Here is a 17,289-nt window from a genome sequence, read left to right as displayed (position 1 = left end):
TGCTATATCTCAAAAAACTTATGAAAGAGTGTTTGATGGCTAAATACGCTTTCGCGAAAGCAAAAAAAAACATCTAAATTTCTTTAGATGCTCCTTATTAATTTTTGAATAATTATTGTTTTAGAATACGTTTTACAACCACCCCTGCGGATGACTGAATTTGCACAAAATAGATTCCTGTAGCGTAGTTAGCTAAATCAAAAGATTTAAGAGACTTAAAGTTTGATAGGTCAAATTCTTGAATCATCTTCCCTTGAACATCGGTTACTATAGCCTTCAAAAGGATGCTTCTGCCATCATAAGATATTGTAAAACGTTCTTTGACTGGATTTGGGTAAATGGCAATACTATCAGAGAGTACAGATTCCTGATTAATACCTAGTGTTTCATTCTTATTGAATGCTAGGTAAAATCGATTTCCGTCATTAGCGGTTGTTGCCGTAAACACGTGAGGTTTTTCTCTAAGGTTTGTATACGTTTCAAACGTGGTGTCTATTAGATATACTTCGGTATTTTGTAACGAGGGTCCTGTTATATCATCTAGCGATATACTATATGTAGTTACCTGTTCAATCGCTGTGGCAAAGCCTATTGGGATCACCTTAGTGTTGTCAAATTCTCCTAAACCCTGAATACCCAGCTGTGTTCCATCTTTCAGTAAAGAGAATATGGAAAGGGGAGTACCTAGACGCTTACTATCATATCCTTTATCAAGTTTTTCTGTCGCTTGAGGTAAAAAGCCTATTGCTGTTTTACTTTCAAGCTCAAATAATTCATTAGATATTTTGAGCCATATCAAATCTTTTTCTTCGGCGGTATTCTTAAACTGGTCATTGTTTCCTGTACTACGCATCTCATTTGTAAACGTTACAACAGGATCTGTGGTGGAGTAGGCTTGGTCTGCTTTTATGGCAAACCCCTGTCCAGATGCAATAAACTGACTAGGCGTACTTCCTGGATTATTTACGGCAGGCATACCTGTAGTAAGGTTGCGCATAGAAAAATCTTGCATCGATGGATTCTCTCCTAAATAACCTGGGAGGCTATTGTTAGGAGTAGTCACATGTTCCCAGAAGTAAACTTCGTTAATCATAGGATTTGCCGCAATAAGTTTATTGATATCTATAGCGCTAGCATATGGATTACCTATAAGATTGAAGTTATCTATGGTAGTTCCGTTATATTGAATAGGGTAATTTACAATCCCATTATTAAGTGTTCCTTTATTGAAGTTAAAATCGTAGGTCGTTGTAATTCCATTTGCTAGATAAGAATCTTGAGGATAAATAATGTATCCTTCTCCAGGAATGATTGCTTCACTAGCATTGTGATTACCTAAAAAGGTGTTGTCAACACTTAAAAAAGTTTCTGCACCAGCATAGGGTCCGTAACCTGTTACTACAGGATCTGCTTGAAAATTCTCAGGGTTTAGATAAATAACTCTAAAGGCTTGATCAAGGGTGCTTGTTGCCGCATCGATAACATTGCCAAATACGCCATCGCGCGTTTCGGCGGTCATAGGGCTACTCATAAACATAAAATCACGGGGTTTCATATCCAGAGAAGTCTTGTGAACTTCTATCACTCCTCCAGCGTTTTTAGTTACGTTAGCATTATTATCTACTTGGACTAAGCTTCCTTCGTGTGCGATAATTAATGTACCATTTACAACAATATCCCCTTGAATACGGGCATAGTGGCCAGCATTTATAGTTAAGGTTGCACCAGCTTCTATAGTAAGTGAGCAGGATTCTAAATCTAACGTATTAAGTGTAAGGCTTGAATTTATAATAGCTTCCTTTGCACTATCGGGAAAACCATTATTCCAGCTCCCATTATAGATTGTTGTCATTTCGCATGTAGGTCCTTCTACAATGTTTACAGTATAATCTTCTGTTTCTCCAAAATTGTATGTTCCACAAGAAGCAGGGGCTGCCGTATTATTAGTACCACCTTGAAATTTCATCACTACGCGCATTCTAGTATTCCCTATCAAAGCATCTGCTGGGACCGGATTACTAAAAGCAACATTGACGAGACTATTAGTAGAGGAGGGATCTTCTATAACTTGCTCTCCAGGATCATCAAAATCTCCGTCTTGGTTATAATCTATCCAAACGGATACTGCATCCGTAAATGGACCTCCCACAAATGATTTTTCAACAGAAATTGTTGGAGTACTATTTAGAGTTATATCTGCTGGCGTGATGGAGGTATAGTCTGTATAACCACTCGATGATTCATTTAAAGTTGAAGGATTATCAATTGTTCCTAGGGATACATTAGAAATATACTCTTCGCTCGAGTTATTACCATTTGAAGTGCAATACGCCCCTGGCGCCGGGGTTGTGAAGTTCACTAAAGTACTATAGTCAGATACATCTGTATCGCATTTTGTCCGTACTTGAACCTCATATTGTGTACTTTGGGAAAGTCCAGTAAGATCATAGGTTGGGGTGGTTATATCTACGATAGTTGTCCACGACGGTGTTCCACTTTCCCTATAACGTAAATCAAACGATGCAGAGGGAATTGCATCCCAAGAGATAGTAGCACTTACCGTTGCTAGATTAGAAACGGAAATGTTGGTAGGAACAGACAGAGCACAAGGTACTTGAGGCCCTATAATTTTAAAATCATCTATGGAAAATCCTTCATACGTCGTGCTGTAACTTTCTGGACGCTGATTAGCGTCTGATCTAAAGCGGAATCTAAAAAATGCTGTTGGGCTTCCTAATAAAAAACTATTTTTAGCAGCGGAGATTTCAATTTCTTCCATTACCCATTTATCCATCTGGTCGCCGTCATATACCAGACCACTACTCGCACCAGACTGAAATCCGTGAAGTCCAATTTTACCTCCGTGTGCATCATTAGTATTACTTTGAGCTTCTGGTTTATTGTATTTTCCTGTTAGAGGAGTCCAAGAAGTTCCATTTGTCGAACCTTGAATCTCAACAAAGTCAAAGTTACGCTCTAGATCCCATTTCGTATAAAACTGCACTACAGCTTCACTTACATCTGTAAGACTATAGGATGTGCTCGTTGTGAGTACACCATTTCCATTATTTACGTAAGGTATTGTAGCGGTGCTACGTATAGATGTATTGCCAGATGGCGAGCCTGCATAAGGTTTTTGATTTGTTGTAGACCAATCTCCAGTTACCGTCCAGTTACTCAATCCATTTGCATCCACATCATCTGCAAAGATTACCGAGGGCTGAAAATACTTTTTGATATTCACATCATAAATGACGACGTTATCTTCATTACGTAACTTAACATTATACTCAATAATATCGTTAGGTTGTATAGATGGGTCTAAAGTCACCGTTCCAGAGACGTTCTTTTGCTCCAGCATTGTAAGACTTTGTGTCGTAGGCGATGTCATAGACACGATATTACTCGAAACAGGCGAGAGTTCTATGGAAAAGTTACTTCCTGCTAAACCAACCCGCTCTATACCAAAATCAAGATCTGCCGTTATTGTTGCAATATCGCTTTGTGTTAAGTCGTGAAGGCGTGCATACTTTCCACCATAGTAAACTGCAGTAAGATAGATACGCATTCCTGTTTTAGCAATAGGTGTAATGTCAGTAGGGTTAGGCCAGAAACCTGTACCTCCGTGTTCTGGAGTTGTAGCAAGAATATTTTGTCCAGATCCAACTGAGCCATTACCATCTATGTTACCGCCTAACATCCAGTCATCTGCTATACCATTTGCAGCAGAAAAAATAGTAGCACCAGAAACATAACGGTTATATTTTGTCATATCCTCGTGCATCTTATGCATCTCATCTTCCCTGCCCGAGGTAAACGTAGGATTACCTCCGTAAGGATGAGGAATCCCATTTGCAAAGGAGTGGTTCATCAATCCAGTTTCAAAATTCCTAGACAAAACAAAATCTCTTAGTATTCTCGATTCTGGCTCAGAAAAAGCATTAGGACCTCTATATGAATCTGCACTTGGAACTCCTGAAGAACCAGAACCTGCACTTCCAAAAAAGTAATCAAAATTCCTATTTAAGTCAACACCCCGATCGTTGTTATTTATGTTTATTGTTCCACTATCACCAGAGTTTACACGTAGGTTCTTACGTTGAAACCCGCCGCCACTCGGTGCTATGGTTTCATTCCAAAGTAATCCGTCTGGATTTACAACAGGGATAAAGTAAATTTCATTATTATCGAGTAAATGCTTTATTGCAGGGTCTGTAGCATAGTTCTCTAGTAAATACCACATAAAAAACATATTACTCATAAGAGCACTGACCTCACGGGCGTGAATCATTGAGGTGATGAGAATTTGAGGTTTAGTGCCTTCATCAGAATCTTGATCACTAGTCATTCTGGAGTAATATACTGTCTGAGGTCCCCAAGTAGCAGTCCCTAGCGTGTTTCCATAGGTTTTTGTATTAGAAGGAGCTCCTGCATCCATCTTTGCCGAAATCAAATTAGGAAAAAAGGAGTGCATTAAATTCATTTCTGACTCTACCTCACTTATTGTAAGGCATCCCATCATAGATGCACCTAGTTTAAAGTTAGTAGGGGTGACCCAATCTACTTCTTGTGTCCCTTCTGTTTGAAGAAAGCTATCCAAAATAACACTACCTGTAGAGGTTTTAGTTGCCTTGGTGGCTCGTTTACTCAACTCTAGTTCTCGCTTTGCTATAGGTAAGTAGCGGTCAGTTTGCTCTTTATAGAAGTCAAAAAGATCTTCTATTTCAACCTTATAATCTACGTTTAAATCTTTAAGGGTGTTGAGCTCGTTAGGACCTAGTTCTAATATGAGGTTACCTTCATTAATTTGAGCTCCACATCGCAAGTCGATACCAGCATCTGTAAGTAACGTTGCTTTTGACTGGTCTATATTTGATATAGAAATACGTTGTGGACTATCTTGACTAAAAACAGAAAGGGCACAAATAAGTGCTGTCAATAATGTAATTTTCTTCATATTTAGGTAAGTTTTGAAAGCTCTCTTGAGGATGACTTTCAATAATTTGGGTAACCAAATGTAATAAAAAAAGAAAAGTACAAACAAGTAAAACACGATTATTTGTGTATAACATCGAAATAAAATAGCATTTAATCGATGTTTTTCGACATAAATGCAAATTTTCCAGTTAGAATGTAAACGTTTTTACTTGATGTTGTTCGCTTTCGCGAAAGCGGAATTGAAATAATCTTTAAATCATTAGTGACACAATAGCCCTGAGTAAGGTTGGTCTAATGCCCAGCAAGTTGATTTAAGATTTCATAAACTTTATGCAATGGCATTCCCATCACATTAAAATATGATCCATCAATATGCGTCACGGCTATGTAGCCAAACCATTCTTGAACGCCATAGCCACCGGCCTTGTCATAGGGCTGAAAATTATCGATATAATAATCTATTTCGGCAGGAGTGAGGGTTTTAAAAGTGACTTTTGTAGTGTCATTTATAGTAACCTGCTTTTTTGAAGTGGTAAAGGATACAGAGGTAATGACCTCGTGGGTATTTCCGGAGAGGCTGGAAATCATAGTCACGGCTTCTGCACGATCTTGTGGTTTATTAAGGGCTTTATCCATATGCCACACGATGGTGTCGCTGGTTACTAAAATGTCTGATTTGCCTAGTTCACTAAAAGCAGAAGCCTTGAGTTGTGATAGGTAATCTGTAATCTCACTTCCTTTTAAAAGCTCAGGGAAAATCTCGTCCACTGGTTTAAGATCAATAGTAAAATCCAACCCTAGTTCTTTAAAAAAGAGTTGTCGTCTGGGAGAACCAGAGGCGAGGATGATGTTTTTATGTTTGAGTTTATCCTTGAGCATGTGCAATATATTGAGCGATGAATGGTATAAGAAGTACACCTACAAGCATTACGATCTTAAGTATGGTGGACAATCGGCCAAATTGTTCTGGCTTCCTAGCCTCCCAAAGTTGTGACGCCACATATCCTAAAGGTGCAACGGTGCCCATAATAAGGGCTCCTTGTAGGATATGATTTGTAATTGCGGTAAAAGTAAACAAAGCGATGAGAAATAAACAAGCCATCCCAAACACCGATGCAAACCTTGCGGTTCTCTCAATGCCAAAAACAATGGGCAATGTTTTATGTCCAGATGCATAGTCACCTTTTATATCCTCAAGGTCCTTTACGACTTCCCGTAGGAATGTAAGTACCATCGCAAAGACGATAAAGTACCAGATCACGCGGGCAAAATCACTTTGCGATATAACTTTTGGCTCTAAGTGAGCAAATGGTATTGCAAAAAGCGCTATCGTGATTAGGGTAAGCGCAACGAGCCAACTCACCAGAAGATTACCTAAAACGGCAACACCCTTCAGGCTTTTTGAGTAAAAATTTAACATCGCGACAATCGCTACAAATAACAAGAATAGCACCCACTTTTGTGCTACTAGGCATAATAGAGCTCCTAAAAATAGTCCCAGCCCTGTGGTGATAAGATAGAGATGTAGAGTTCGCTTTCGCGAAAGCGTACTTCCCACAATAGCCCGTCCTGGTTTATTGACTAAATCGGTTCTTACATCGCAGTAATCATTTAGTATGTAACCGCCTGCTGCAATACAAACCGTCGCCAGAACGAGAAGCACAAATTCGGCTGAAGATAATTGCCTTGCCTCTGAAAAATAGGGAAGCACCCCAAACTGAACGACACCCTGTAAAAGAGCCATCATCACGAGATTGGGAAGTCGTATGATTTTTAGGAACAGCACAAGAATGATGAGTTGCTTTGGTCAAATATACCAATTCCAAAATCCCGAAAACATCAATCGCTCTTCTAGTTATTCAAAGAATCGAGCATAGATACGGGACGCTCCGTCATTATAGTATCTTGCGGAATAGACATTCCTTCAATAGCATCTTCAATATCAGGATTTTGTTTGGCAGGATATAACTGTTCATCGGTGAGACGCTCTGATGTTTTCCAGGTTTCGCCCAGTTGCTTCAGTATGGTAGTTTCCCATTGCGAGGGGTGTTTTGCATCTACCCAGATGACATCACGATACTCAGCATCTACAAGCGCAAGGTCTGGTGTGGCTGCGCCATCAAATTTCTTACTGTCATCGCGCTTTGCGGCAATGGTACTGATGACAAAGAGACGTTTCCTACCGGCAATCTTTTTAATAAATGGTCTAAACTCGACGGCCTTGTTTACAGACCAATCGTATTCTTTTCTCGACTCAATCACTTTTAGAGGCATAGCACTTACTCCAGCAAGACCTTCCTTTTTGCCCGCGTGATTGTAATAATATAACTTGTCTGTTCCGTCTCCTGGTATGAGTATCGAGAAAGCAAGACTCGTGCGCTCATCGCCTATGGGCTCTAACCCAAACCAGTGGTACAAACCACTGTAAGCATCTACAGCCATTCCATCAAAATCAAAATCGGTGACAAAGGGTTGTTGGTTTTGGTCATCTTCCAGATCTGGAATCTTAACTGCAGTCTCCATATTCCACGGTAGCGGATCTGTAAAGCCACCCAAAAACTGCAATGATTTAGCTTGTAGTCTTGAGACCTTTTCACTCAGCGTGTTTTGCCTAGTAAGGAATGGATAATTCTTAATTTCATCTGGCGCGACATACGTTCCCTTTCCTATGGTAATACGTTCAAGATAATCTCCTGCGTCGTGTTCTCCAGAGTCTATAATCATCACTCCACCGTAAGAGGGATATGGGAAGAAAAATCCTTTCCATTTTATCAGGTTTACAACCTGCACCCATTTTCCAGCATCGTTTTTCATATAATACACTTGGCTAGGCTCTAGTGTGAACAACTGAAAGAAATTGAAACGTTGCACCACCGCATTATAAGTGTTTCGACTAAAGGCCAGTGATTCGCCAATAGAAAAAGTCACCGGAATACGATTATCTGTGGAAAATCGCGGGAATGGTGAGGTGCTTTCTACCGTAAATAGTTCCTCTGTGTTGTCGTTCATACGTTGCCAAGAGTATTCTTTAGCAGGTTGTACGGCCATCGTCCATTGATTTACCGTGTCAATGCGCACCAGCTGTGGTGGCGATACTTCCTGCGTTTCCCCTACAGACTCGTAGGCCATCGTAACAATGTTGTTGTATGGTTGTATGCGCTCGTTACGTGTCAGTGGTAACTCCTGTAATTCTATCTTGTTGAGGTTATTGTAAACATTATAGGTTTGCATATATTGATACAGTCCCGTCTTCCAACCTAGAAACCAAATCGTAAAAAAGAATGCCCCAATTCCAGCAAGAATTAAAATGCGCCTTCCTGTCTGTGCGCTTGCGCGAAATTTTCTAAGCGTTAACCACAAGAAGAGCAAACTCACTAAAATTACAAACACATACTTCCTTAAAAACAGAAGCGCTGGCTGATAGTCATCACGTAAAAAGAAAAGCAGCAGTAAGAGAATAATACCGCTTATTATCACGATACGTTTCTGTTTCCCTCCTTTATTCCAGTATGTTTTTATCATTACTTATATCATTAAATTTCATCCAACTTCCAACTTCCAACTTCCAACTTCCAACTTCCAACTTCCGGCTCCCAACTTCTACTTTATCATCCCCTTATCCTTAAATCGATCCCGAGCACTTTTTTTATTTGTGGGAGCGTTAGGATCTGGCTTAAGTTCTGCTTCTGGTGCTTCCTCTTTTTCAAAACGGTCTTTGAGGTCTTCTGTAAAATCTTCAACAGCAGTTTTTCCTTTTTCAAAAGTTTTTTCAAGAGTTTCCTTGCTTGTGCTTTCCTTAGCAAAAAGTACCGCACTCGCGAGATACGTCCCAATCAAAGTCCCCACAATCGCCGAAGCAAAATACTGAACATAAAATGCGTTTATAGGTGTAACAAATTGCACGATGACACCAGCAATTACAAACAGTAACGTTACATAAACCAGTCGCATTAAAAAAGGTTGTTTGTGTACGAATCCCTTTCGGTTTCCAGCTTTCATCTGCAGCTCTTCGTTATGGGTAAGCCTATTGATAAACTTATAAATGCGGTTGCTTTTAGACTCACTCCAGTACAGAATAATCCCAAAGAGAATGGCGAGAATGAAAATGATAATTTCTAATGTCATATTTTTTGATTGAGGATTTTAATTATTTTTTTTCTAAACTCTAAACTCTAAACTCTAAACTCTAAACTCTAAACTCTAAACTCTAAACTCTAAACTCTAAACTCTAAACTCTGAACTCTAAACTCTTAACGCTCTTCCTATTCTCTTCAAGAATCTGAGCAATTACCCATTCTTTATAAGACTCATCCCAACCCTCGTATAGCTTGTAAAATGTCGTCTTGTCATACCAAAATAAGTGAACAGGGTCTACGGGAGCAATCTTTACGAGCAACTTCCAAACCAGCGATTTTAGCTCGTCCTCCATTGCGGAATGTGGTATATGTAATGCTTTGTAGTATAGGTCGTCTATAAAGTCTTTTTGTTTCAATTCTTTGTTAATAATGACTTTTTGGAAATACGTCTCAACACCATTCAGTTGTTTCTGAGCATTGATGTCTAATCCAGAAAGGTATTTTTTAAATAGAAAATGACTGTCTAGAATCTCGCTTAAAGGATGCTCTGTTTCTGTTACTGACTGCATAAAGCGATGTTTTTTTATTCTGTCATAGCGACTGCTTTTTGAGGCCTTCTTCATATCGTTTTCAAGAACGAGATGACTCACCAGCGTGCTCAACATTTCATCGTGCGAGATATGAAAAAGTAACACATCGTGCCCTGTATCTTGAATTGCTTTTTCAAAAACGGCTTTATCCTCAAAAATCAAAATATCTTTAATAAAATCGCGCAGGACAAACACACCGCCAAAGGCTCTCGTGTAAAACGATTTTACCTCTAAGGTCATCGGGTCTATGGATAACTTTCGGTTGCGCAAGTCGCCATAGTTTTTAGCGCTTTCCAGCAGTTGTCTGTGTATATCTCGATCTATAAAATTATTGCCTGTTGTAAGCGTGGTAATAAGATTATTCTGCTCTTGCTGTACAATATCCAACTTATTGAGTACTTCAAAACTGACTGTGATCTTGTCATATCGTAACAAGTCAAAAGGCTCAAAAAACGTATCAATTTTCTGATCTATGTGAACACAAAGGGCGCTGTCTTTTGTGATGTCTTTGATTGCTTTTGCGAAAGCGGTAAAAACCGCCTCCATCAGGTCACGGTCAAAACTATGACTGGGCATATGCACTGGCTTATCCCGCTGTGCTGGTGAGATAATGATGGCATTCGTATTTGCCTCACCACTGTTTAAGTAGAAATCTTCTTGTTTTTCGGCTGCAATTTCTGGACTCCAGCCCATCGCATCTATGGAAAAGCGCTCCAGTTTTGTAGGGGCAACACCCAGCATCGCAAGACACTCGTTATAGCGTCTCGCAAGTGCTCCCGTAAGTGTTACGAGCGCTCCTCCGTATAATCCTGCTGCTTTTAGTTTTTCCATATTCATTTTCCGCAAAGGCGGAATTCATTCATTTAATTTCTGCGAACCTGCCTGCCGGCAGGCAGGGGCGGAAATCTAATTTTATTCTAGTCACGCTTTCGCGAAAGCAAAAACAAACCCTTTTTTCCTTTAGTAATTTTGTACACCTCACACCTCACAGCTCACAACTCACAACTCACCACTCAAAACCCTATTTCTCAAAAAGTTTCCTTGCAGCCAGTTGCACTTCCATATCGTGCACGCGACCTTCAACTTGACGTTTGAAATCTGTGTCTGCTATTGTGGCAACATTATCTAGATATCGCACCACTTCCTGACGTCTAATGTCTGAGAAGTTCAGTCCTTTCATATTTTGTTTCATAAGGTCCTGAAGCATTGCGTACTTAGTGTCGTAGTCCTTTTTAAAATAGAGCGTAGGATCTTCAAACCATTGCTCAGGCAAATCAAAATCTGTGAGTCGTAGCGAAATCGCGCTCTGGATATTCCTTATATCTCTCGATGAGAAAAAAGGAAATGCCTTTTGAATCTCCTTATACAACTCTGCAAAAAACAAGTGCTCCGTCGTTTTGTGCTGGGATGCTACGCGGTCGTAAATTTCTAAAACTTTGGCCTCTGAGGGTTTTTCGGATTGATTTAGGATTTCGCCCATATTTTTGGCAAGTCCCTGTTCGCTCAGGAATTCATATTGCTCTGGCTTTGTCATATTTACAAAGTCGGGCATAGATTGCTCCAGCTTGTTCCACCAGATATAATCTTGATCTATAAAATCCGGAATAGTTCGCGCACCGTCTATTTTAAAACGTCCTTGTACACGTGAAATGACTGCTTTATCCAGCATCTCGGGAAGATTTGTAAATAATCCTATGGAACTATTCCCATAGTTGATCGCATAAGCACCTTCTGTATATCTTAAAAATACACCTATAACTTCTTTTACACCGGCCGATACGCCTTGTGCCGTACGCTCCTGAAGATTGTTTTCGGCATCATCGATTGGCGCAAAAATTAACTTTGTTGGGTCCTGCAAAGGTTTCATCCACTGTACCATTTTCTCCGCAGATCCTCCTTGAAATGTTGATATCAAGGTATCTGGCATCGGGTGAAAAAGAAAAGGAATATCAAGGTTGTCACAATGCTCCTTAAGACGTGTAGCGATGGCCGCAATGAGCATACTTTTACCCGTTCCTGGAATTCCATAACCCATAAAAACAGGCATAAAACCACCCAGTTCCTGAAATGGGTTTTTCTTAGCCGTGAAATCATAGCTGAGCATACGCTCTGTGAGTCGGCGCGCAAAATGTTTTGCATCACGATTTCCTACAATTTGCTCAAACTCAATCTTATTAAATTCTACACTCACGGCAGTTCCCTCCAGAATATTTTCCCATCCAGAAACCGCAAAGTCGCTTTTTTCAAGTTTGTAAGTTCTGTCCGTAATAACTTCAGTATACTCTAATGAACCGCGACGTTGTTGGATTTCACTCAGTATGGCTTCAAAATAAACAGCTGTAAAATCTATAACATCCTTGTCTAAATTTATGATATCAGGATGGCTCAGGTATTTGTCATAATAAAAAAGCATACAGGAAATCCCCTTGAGCGGACTCATAAAAGATAGCTCTGGAATGCCAGCAAATTTGTTCTTCATCACGCTCAGATCGTCTGACGCTCCATTCTTTATTTCAAATAAAATTCGATATGCAATCCCGTGCAACATAAAGGCTGTTGCCGTTTGCATTTTTGACTCAAACTCCATGCGTCCAGCACTGTCCAGTGTGGCCTTCCGTTCATTAAGGCTTGAAAATCCCGAAGCATCTGAGTAACTGTCACGCAACCAAATTCCTGTAGTAAGACCTTCTTGTAGCGCAAAAAGCGCCTCATTAAGATGTAAAGGAATCGCAACGGAGTCTGGTAATAAACGTTTTTTAAGCGCCAATATCGTTTTAGAAACCGAGGTCACATTATTTGTCGCATTGCCCGTCGCTTTAGATAAATAGAGAAGGATAGATTCATCCTTAGCACTTTTATCTCGGCTTTTGGCTTTACTTCCCTGTTCCCATTGTACACCTTTAAGATAGGAGGTTGCCTCATCACGAAGATTTGCAAGTTCACTAAGCGGTATGGGAAATGTACTGTTATGCTCCATAAATATTTGAGGATATAGGTGTTAAGGGATTATAATTTTAATGGTTCTATTTCGATGGGATCTTTTGAAAGTGCATAGACGTATTGAGGCAACTGGTCATATAGTAGTTGCATCACGCGATGGGACGAAAAAAGATATTGCTCAGGCCTCTCATTTTCCCATACTTGTAGGAACTGTTTTGAAAAGATATTTCCTTCGGCAAAATTACCTTTAGAGGAAGTTTCTTCTATACCTACGGTTATTGCGTACGAACCGATGTCTAAAGTCTTCTCTACGATACCCTTTAAAATGGCGTGTGTGATGAGTAATTCATCCTTTGCAAATACGTTATGAATAGGACCTAAATCTATTTTCTTAATACGTTTGGGCCAGAGGTTCGGTAATTTCTTATCAATGGCATAGCCCATTGTGTCCAGCGTCATTGATCTATCTGCCGTGCTTTCTAAAACTTTATAAAGCTCCCCCAGATAATCTTCCATCTTAGTTTTATGTAAGTCAAAGTACATAAAACAGATAAAGGGACGGTTGAGCGCAATGTCATAAAATGCCCAACTCACCATATATTCCGGCTCCTTAGGATCGTTTGTGCGTTGTACTTTTCCTTGCACAAATCGCTTAAACAAGAACTTGCTCTCCACCGATTTATAATACACTATGGAAGCGGCCTGGTGCATACGTTTATCCGAAATAGGCTCTTTGTGTCTCAAGAGCGTTTCAAGAAACTCCGCTTTTAGGTCTTCTATTTTTGGCAGTTTATTGATATGCTCCTGTTTGAGCTCCATATCATTGATGAGATATCGAAACTCGGAGTAATTTGGAAAACCAGACTCCGTAAGGTCCACCTTCATTTTCTCTTCATCGTCAAAAAGATATTTGACCCTAAAGGCCTCTAATGTATACGTAATCAAATCGCAATACTGTTTCACATACGTGATCTCGAGAGGAGAGCATATGGTTTCGGCTTCCATTTGCACCACCAGCTGCTCAAAAGCGTGGGTCACGATCTTGAAATATACTTCATACTGTTCTTTGGTTTCCAGAACAGCGCTGTCTAGTGCGGTAACGATTTGGTTTATGCCCATATTGAATTCCTGCGAGAGGTAATCTTGAGAGATTTCTTTCGCAAGGTTGTTTAATTAGATTTTTTTTGGAAATGTAAGAGTACGCTTTCGCGAAAGCGTACCCATCATTACTTTATTTTAGCTTAAAAGATCATCCTCTCCACCATCTGCCACTGGTTTCTCTGGAGTAGCATCTCCATCACCCGCTGGCGCCGAAGGATCTGAAGCATAATACTCTTCAAAAAGTTCTTTCATATCAATACCGTAACGGTTTGCAAAGTCTTTTTGAATCGTTGCATCCTTCTCACGAATTTCCTGTAAGGACTCGGCATAGCTGCCGTAAACGCCTTGCATTACCTTCTCGTGTACTGGAATATTCTCCATCATATCCTGACGTGCTTTACTGCTCGCAGTATGCATCGCAGCAAGTGTTACCCCGATGTGCTCATCTGTTTTTACACCCAGGTGTTCAAGGATGGCAGCAAACTCTTGGTCTGTTCTCGCCTTAAGAGCAACTACGTAACCGTCATAATATTTAAGACGCTCATCTGTATCACTCTTTAATTTAGCACGGTGCGTTTGCAAGTTGCTTCTTAATGAGGTCAACACTTTAATCGTAAGATTATGCTTGTGTACAAAACTGTCTTTACTGGCAGCAAGGGTCGTGTAGGCATTCTTGAGGCCTTCCAGTTCCTCCACCTTTTGCTCGACCTTTGTGATGTTTGCTAGTGCCTCAGAGTATGCGGTGCTCTGCTTGTCTGTTACTTCTTCCAGCGCTTGACGTGCTTGTTTAAGTAAAGCATATTGCTCTTCGAGCTGCTCCTCTGTTTCTTTTTTCTTTTCTAAAGCTTTGTTGTGGTTTTTACTCGCCTCAACAATCGCCACTTGAAGTTTATCTTCTACCTCTTTAATCTCTACCTCTCGGTTTTTAAGACGGGTTACCGCGGCTTGAGATTTATAGGAAAGCTCGTTGAGAAGCGTCTGCACATCTGCACTCTCGATACGCTCCTGGAACATAGACTTTGCTTTTAAGTCTGCTCCGTCGCGTGTTTTTTGAGCTTCGGCGAGTTCGGCTTCTTTCTTTTTGATTTTTGCCTTACGTCCCCAGAGGTTGTTCCACCAGTTGTCCGCTACTTTCTCTGCATCTTCAAGTTCAATTTTAGCGCGTTCCAGTGCTTTTTGAGCATCGTCTATGACCTTTTGCTCAGCTGGATTAAGGGTCGAGAATTTTTCAAAAATAATTCCTACTTCATCTTGATAGTCTGTAAGATCTTTAATGGCATCGAGTAGGGAGGTGCGGTCTTTTTCGGCCATCCCTACAACGTCGTCTAGGGTGGCGTTCAGAATCTTTTGACGTACTTCTGGGTCATCTTCCTGCGCAAGTTTGGACTTCATTGTATCTACGGCCTTGCCCCAGTTTACATCTACTTTTGCGCTCTTTTGCTGTGTTGCATCATTTGTTTCTAAAAGGTCAAAATCATCTGCCATTTTTATGTGGTGGTTTTAAGTGTTGAACGTGGTTTGCAATGAAGCATCAATTTCGGGAAAATTATTGAGTTATGAGAACTCTGGTGCATTCATTTGGTAGATTAGTCGCCTGTTTTTTTATTTTGTTACAGCTCGAGATGTGAGTAAAACAGTACGTTTGTCTTATATTGCTGGTTTACAGTTTGTTTGTCAATGATATTTAGTACTCCGCTTTCGCGAACCTGCCTGCCGTCAGGCAGGAGCGGACTCAATTTTAATCGCTTAGTAACAAATAAGAACAATTGTCTACTCATTGCTGATTGATAATTCAAAAAGCAAACTCATATTATGTCCATCGAACTCGTTATTAGTATCATATTAGGTTTCAGTCTTGCAGCAGCGGCTGGGTTTCGAGTGTTTGTGCCACTTTTGGCGTTAAGCCTCGCGGCATATTTTAACTGGTTTCCCATTTCCGAAAGTTGGGAATGGATGGGTAGCCTGACTGCTGTAATTTTACTTTCGGTGGCGACGGTTATTGAAATTTTAGCTTATTTCATCCCTTGGGTAGATAATCTGTTAGATAGTGTTGCCGTACCCCTTTCTGCAATAGCTGGGACACTTATTATGGTGGCGACTATGGGAGAAATGAATCCTGTATTTACTTGGGCACTCGCCATTATTGCAGGTGGTGGAGCTGCTGCTGCGATTTCAGGAACCACTAGCGCGAGTAGGTTGACGTCATCTGCAACCACTGGTGGACTAGGGAATCCAGTTATCGCCACCGCCGAAACTGGTGCGGCCGTGACCGTTGCAACGGCAAGTATATTTTCTCCTGTACTTGCGTTCATTCTAGTGCTTACTTTTCTTTATGCGATATACAAGCTGATTGCCAGAGTGCGTAGGGCTGGGAAATAACTTTATTCATTTTTGGGATACTTTAGACAAAAAAAATGTTTGCACTATCTAACAAAACGATAGTCGTATGCGGCAGATTTGGTATTTTTACCAAAATTTTTTGGATTAATAAGAGCACCTTTTTTGATTTTAACAAGGTGCTTTGAATCTCAATATATGGGCTTAGCCAAATTTATCTATAATAATATCCTCGGTTGGAGGGCAGTTGGTGACTTTTCAAAAGACACGGTAAAAAAAGCGGTTATTATCGCCGTGCCACATACGAGTTGGCACGATTTCTATATGGGAATTTTATTGCGTAATGTGCTCAAAACTAAAATAGGTTTTATAGGCAAAAAGTCGCTTTTTAAAGGAGCATTGGGTTGGTTTATGAGAGCTATGGGTGGTGCACCTATAGACCGTACTCCGGGTCAGGATAAGGTTAAAGCAATAGCACAGGTTTTTAAAACCAAAGAGGAGTTCAGGCTCACGCTCGCGCCCGAAGGAACGCGAAAAAAGGTGAGTACTTTAAAGACTGGATTTTACTGGATTGCCGTAGAGGCTGGTGTACCTATTATAATGGTCGCCTTTGATTTTGGTAAGAAAGAGCACCGTATTTCCGAACCGCTATATCCCTCTGGAAATTTTGAAGAGGATTTAAAAATCATAAACGCTTTTTTTAAAGGTGCCGTTGGGAAGATCCCTGAATATAGTTATGAGCCGCTTTAAAAGGGACTAGGAAAAAGATAATCTCCGATATCAAGTTTTTTTCAAAATAACCGTAGGAATATCTTCATCATTTACTGGTTTATCTTCAGTTTGGTTCCCGCCAAACAACAACGGTGTGCTTGAAAACGTCGTCCCAAAAGTAACTGCTGCGGCATATACCTGTTGGACCGCGCTTTGTACTTCTCCTTCAGTAAGCGGACTAAGTGGGTGAACAAATACGGACCACAATATATCATCAGATAAGGCATATTTTACATCCAGCGCGCTGTGGAAGTTTGCAGTGAGGCAATCCAGCAATAAACCTTTGTCTAGTGTACTCGCTTCGGTTATGGGAGCGATAATGCGCATTCTATCATTAGTCTCATCTGTAAGGACTATCATCGGTAAATCATTGTAAAGTAGTTGCCACCTTCCAGAAGTACCGCTTAGGGTGTCTACTTCTTTTTCAAGAATATTTTTGAGTGTTTCATTATTCATCTGAGCAGATGCAGCACAGCCGATGAAAAGTAGCAGGGGTAGCAATATGGCCTTCATAATACAAGATTTATACCTCTATG

At 40.3% G+C, this 17,289-nt stretch carries 13 protein-coding genes; 2 read left to right on the top strand and 11 right to left on the bottom strand.

Annotated elements, in window-relative coordinates; translation table 11 throughout:
• Positions 1 to 112: 112 nt before the first annotated feature.
• The 10 genes from EAX61_RS00230 to EAX61_RS16360 all read right to left on the bottom strand — a co-directional run bounded on the left by EAX61_RS00230 (position 113) and on the right by EAX61_RS16360 (position 15,423).
• On the bottom strand, positions 113 to 4,957 hold the full coding sequence (locus tag EAX61_RS00230) for a M14 family zinc carboxypeptidase (protein WP_121915648.1): 4,845 nt from the start codon (positions 4,955 to 4,957) through the stop codon (positions 113 to 115).
• A 272-nt stretch (positions 4,958 to 5,229) separates the two neighbouring features.
• Positions 5,230 to 5,817 (bottom strand): Maf-like protein, encoded by a 588-nt coding sequence (locus EAX61_RS00225; RefSeq protein ID WP_121915647.1) that lies wholly within the window; start codon positions 5,815 to 5,817, stop codon positions 5,230 to 5,232.
• On the bottom strand, positions 5,804 to 6,724 hold the full coding sequence (locus tag EAX61_RS00220; protein ID WP_147448310.1) for a geranylgeranylglycerol-phosphate geranylgeranyltransferase: 921 nt from the start codon (positions 6,722 to 6,724) through the stop codon (positions 5,804 to 5,806). The genes EAX61_RS00225 and EAX61_RS00220 overlap by 14 nt, the downstream gene beginning before the upstream one ends.
• 65 nt (positions 6,725 to 6,789) lie before the next feature.
• Positions 6,790 to 8,460 (bottom strand): hypothetical protein, encoded by a 1,671-nt coding sequence (locus EAX61_RS00215; protein ID WP_201739393.1) that lies wholly within the window; start codon positions 8,458 to 8,460, stop codon positions 6,790 to 6,792.
• A gap of 78 nt (positions 8,461 to 8,538) precedes the next feature.
• Positions 8,539 to 9,063 carry a hypothetical protein gene (locus tag EAX61_RS00210; RefSeq protein WP_121915645.1) on the bottom strand — a complete coding sequence of 175 codons (525 nt, stop codon included), beginning with the start codon at positions 9,061 to 9,063 and terminating at the stop codon, positions 8,539 to 8,541.
• Positions 9,064 to 9,166: 103 nt separating this feature from the next.
• Positions 9,167 to 10,435 carry a DUF6638 family protein gene (locus EAX61_RS00205; protein WP_121915978.1) on the bottom strand — a complete coding sequence of 423 codons (1,269 nt, stop codon included), beginning with the start codon at positions 10,433 to 10,435 and terminating at the stop codon, positions 9,167 to 9,169.
• Between the two features lie 190 nt (positions 10,436 to 10,625).
• The gene (locus tag EAX61_RS00200; protein ID WP_121915644.1) at positions 10,626 to 12,581 is read right to left on the bottom strand and encodes an AAA family ATPase; all 1,956 of its coding nucleotides are present in this window, start codon (positions 12,579 to 12,581) and stop codon (positions 10,626 to 10,628) included.
• 29 nt (positions 12,582 to 12,610) lie between these two features.
• Entirely contained in the window at positions 12,611 to 13,663 is a 1,053-nt protein-coding gene (locus EAX61_RS00195; protein ID WP_121915643.1) for a hypothetical protein, read from the bottom strand.
• Between the two features lie 117 nt (positions 13,664 to 13,780).
• Positions 13,781 to 15,130, bottom strand: coding sequence for a coiled-coil domain-containing protein (locus EAX61_RS00190; protein ID WP_121915642.1), 1,350 nt, complete (start codon positions 15,128 to 15,130; stop codon positions 13,781 to 13,783).
• Positions 15,131 to 15,255: 125 nt separating this feature from the next.
• The gene (locus tag EAX61_RS16360; protein WP_161555135.1) at positions 15,256 to 15,423 is read right to left on the bottom strand and encodes a hypothetical protein; all 168 of its coding nucleotides are present in this window, start codon (positions 15,421 to 15,423) and stop codon (positions 15,256 to 15,258) included.
• A 34-nt stretch (positions 15,424 to 15,457) separates the two neighbouring features.
• Here EAX61_RS16360 and EAX61_RS00185 point away from each other — a divergent pair, with 34 nt between their 5' ends.
• Both EAX61_RS00185 and EAX61_RS00180 read left to right on the top strand, forming a co-directional pair.
• Positions 15,458 to 16,024: a DUF4126 domain-containing protein gene (locus EAX61_RS00185; RefSeq protein WP_121915641.1), complete on the top strand. Its 567-nt coding sequence runs from the start codon at positions 15,458 to 15,460 to the stop codon at positions 16,022 to 16,024.
• 156 nt (positions 16,025 to 16,180) lie between these two features.
• Positions 16,181 to 16,732, top strand: a complete 552-nt coding sequence (locus EAX61_RS00180) for a 1-acyl-sn-glycerol-3-phosphate acyltransferase (RefSeq protein ID WP_121915640.1) — start codon at positions 16,181 to 16,183, stop codon at positions 16,730 to 16,732.
• A gap of 30 nt (positions 16,733 to 16,762) precedes the next feature.
• Here the strand turns inward: EAX61_RS00180 and EAX61_RS00175 are convergent, their stop codons facing one another.
• The gene (locus EAX61_RS00175) at positions 16,763 to 17,266 is read right to left on the bottom strand and encodes a hypothetical protein (protein ID WP_121915639.1); all 504 of its coding nucleotides are present in this window, start codon (positions 17,264 to 17,266) and stop codon (positions 16,763 to 16,765) included.
• Between the last annotated feature and the right edge of the window lie 23 nt (positions 17,267 to 17,289).

Origin of the sequence: Dokdonia sinensis (genome assembly GCF_003688895.1) — a bacterium.
GTDB classification, from domain to species: domain Bacteria; phylum Bacteroidota; class Bacteroidia; order Flavobacteriales; family Flavobacteriaceae; genus Dokdonia; species Dokdonia sinensis.
The sequence above is the reverse complement of the archived record's forward strand: the minus strand, read 5'-3'. Positions and strand labels throughout refer to the sequence as shown.

Coding starts and splice junctions, on each gene's coding strand:
- EAX61_RS00230 (WP_121915648.1), bottom strand. CDS start 4,957: ATGAAGAAAATTACATTATTGACAGCACTTATTTGTGCCCTTTCTGTT.
- EAX61_RS00225 (WP_121915647.1), bottom strand. CDS start 5,817: ATGCTCAAGGATAAACTCAAACATAAAAACATCATCCTCGCCTCTGGT.
- EAX61_RS00215 (WP_201739393.1), bottom strand. CDS start 8,460: ATGATAAAAACATACTGGAATAAAGGAGGGAAACAGAAACGTATCGTG.
- EAX61_RS00210 (WP_121915645.1), bottom strand. CDS start 9,063: ATGACATTAGAAATTATCATTTTCATTCTCGCCATTCTCTTTGGGATT.
- EAX61_RS00205 (WP_121915978.1), bottom strand. CDS start 10,435: ATGGAAAAACTAAAAGCAGCAGGATTATACGGAGGAGCGCTCGTAACA.
- EAX61_RS00200 (WP_121915644.1), bottom strand. CDS start 12,581: ATGGAGCATAACAGTACATTTCCCATACCGCTTAGTGAACTTGCAAAT.
- EAX61_RS00195 (WP_121915643.1), bottom strand. CDS start 13,663: ATGGGCATAAACCAAATCGTTACCGCACTAGACAGCGCTGTTCTGGAA.
- EAX61_RS00190 (WP_121915642.1), bottom strand. CDS start 15,130: ATGGCAGATGATTTTGACCTTTTAGAAACAAATGATGCAACACAGCAA.
- EAX61_RS16360 (WP_161555135.1), bottom strand. CDS start 15,423: ATGAGTAGACAATTGTTCTTATTTGTTACTAAGCGATTAAAATTGAGT.
- EAX61_RS00185 (WP_121915641.1), top strand. CDS start 15,458: ATGTCCATCGAACTCGTTATTAGTATCATATTAGGTTTCAGTCTTGCA.
- EAX61_RS00180 (WP_121915640.1), top strand. CDS start 16,181: ATGGGCTTAGCCAAATTTATCTATAATAATATCCTCGGTTGGAGGGCA.
- EAX61_RS00175 (WP_121915639.1), bottom strand. CDS start 17,266: ATGAAGGCCATATTGCTACCCCTGCTACTTTTCATCGGCTGTGCTGCA.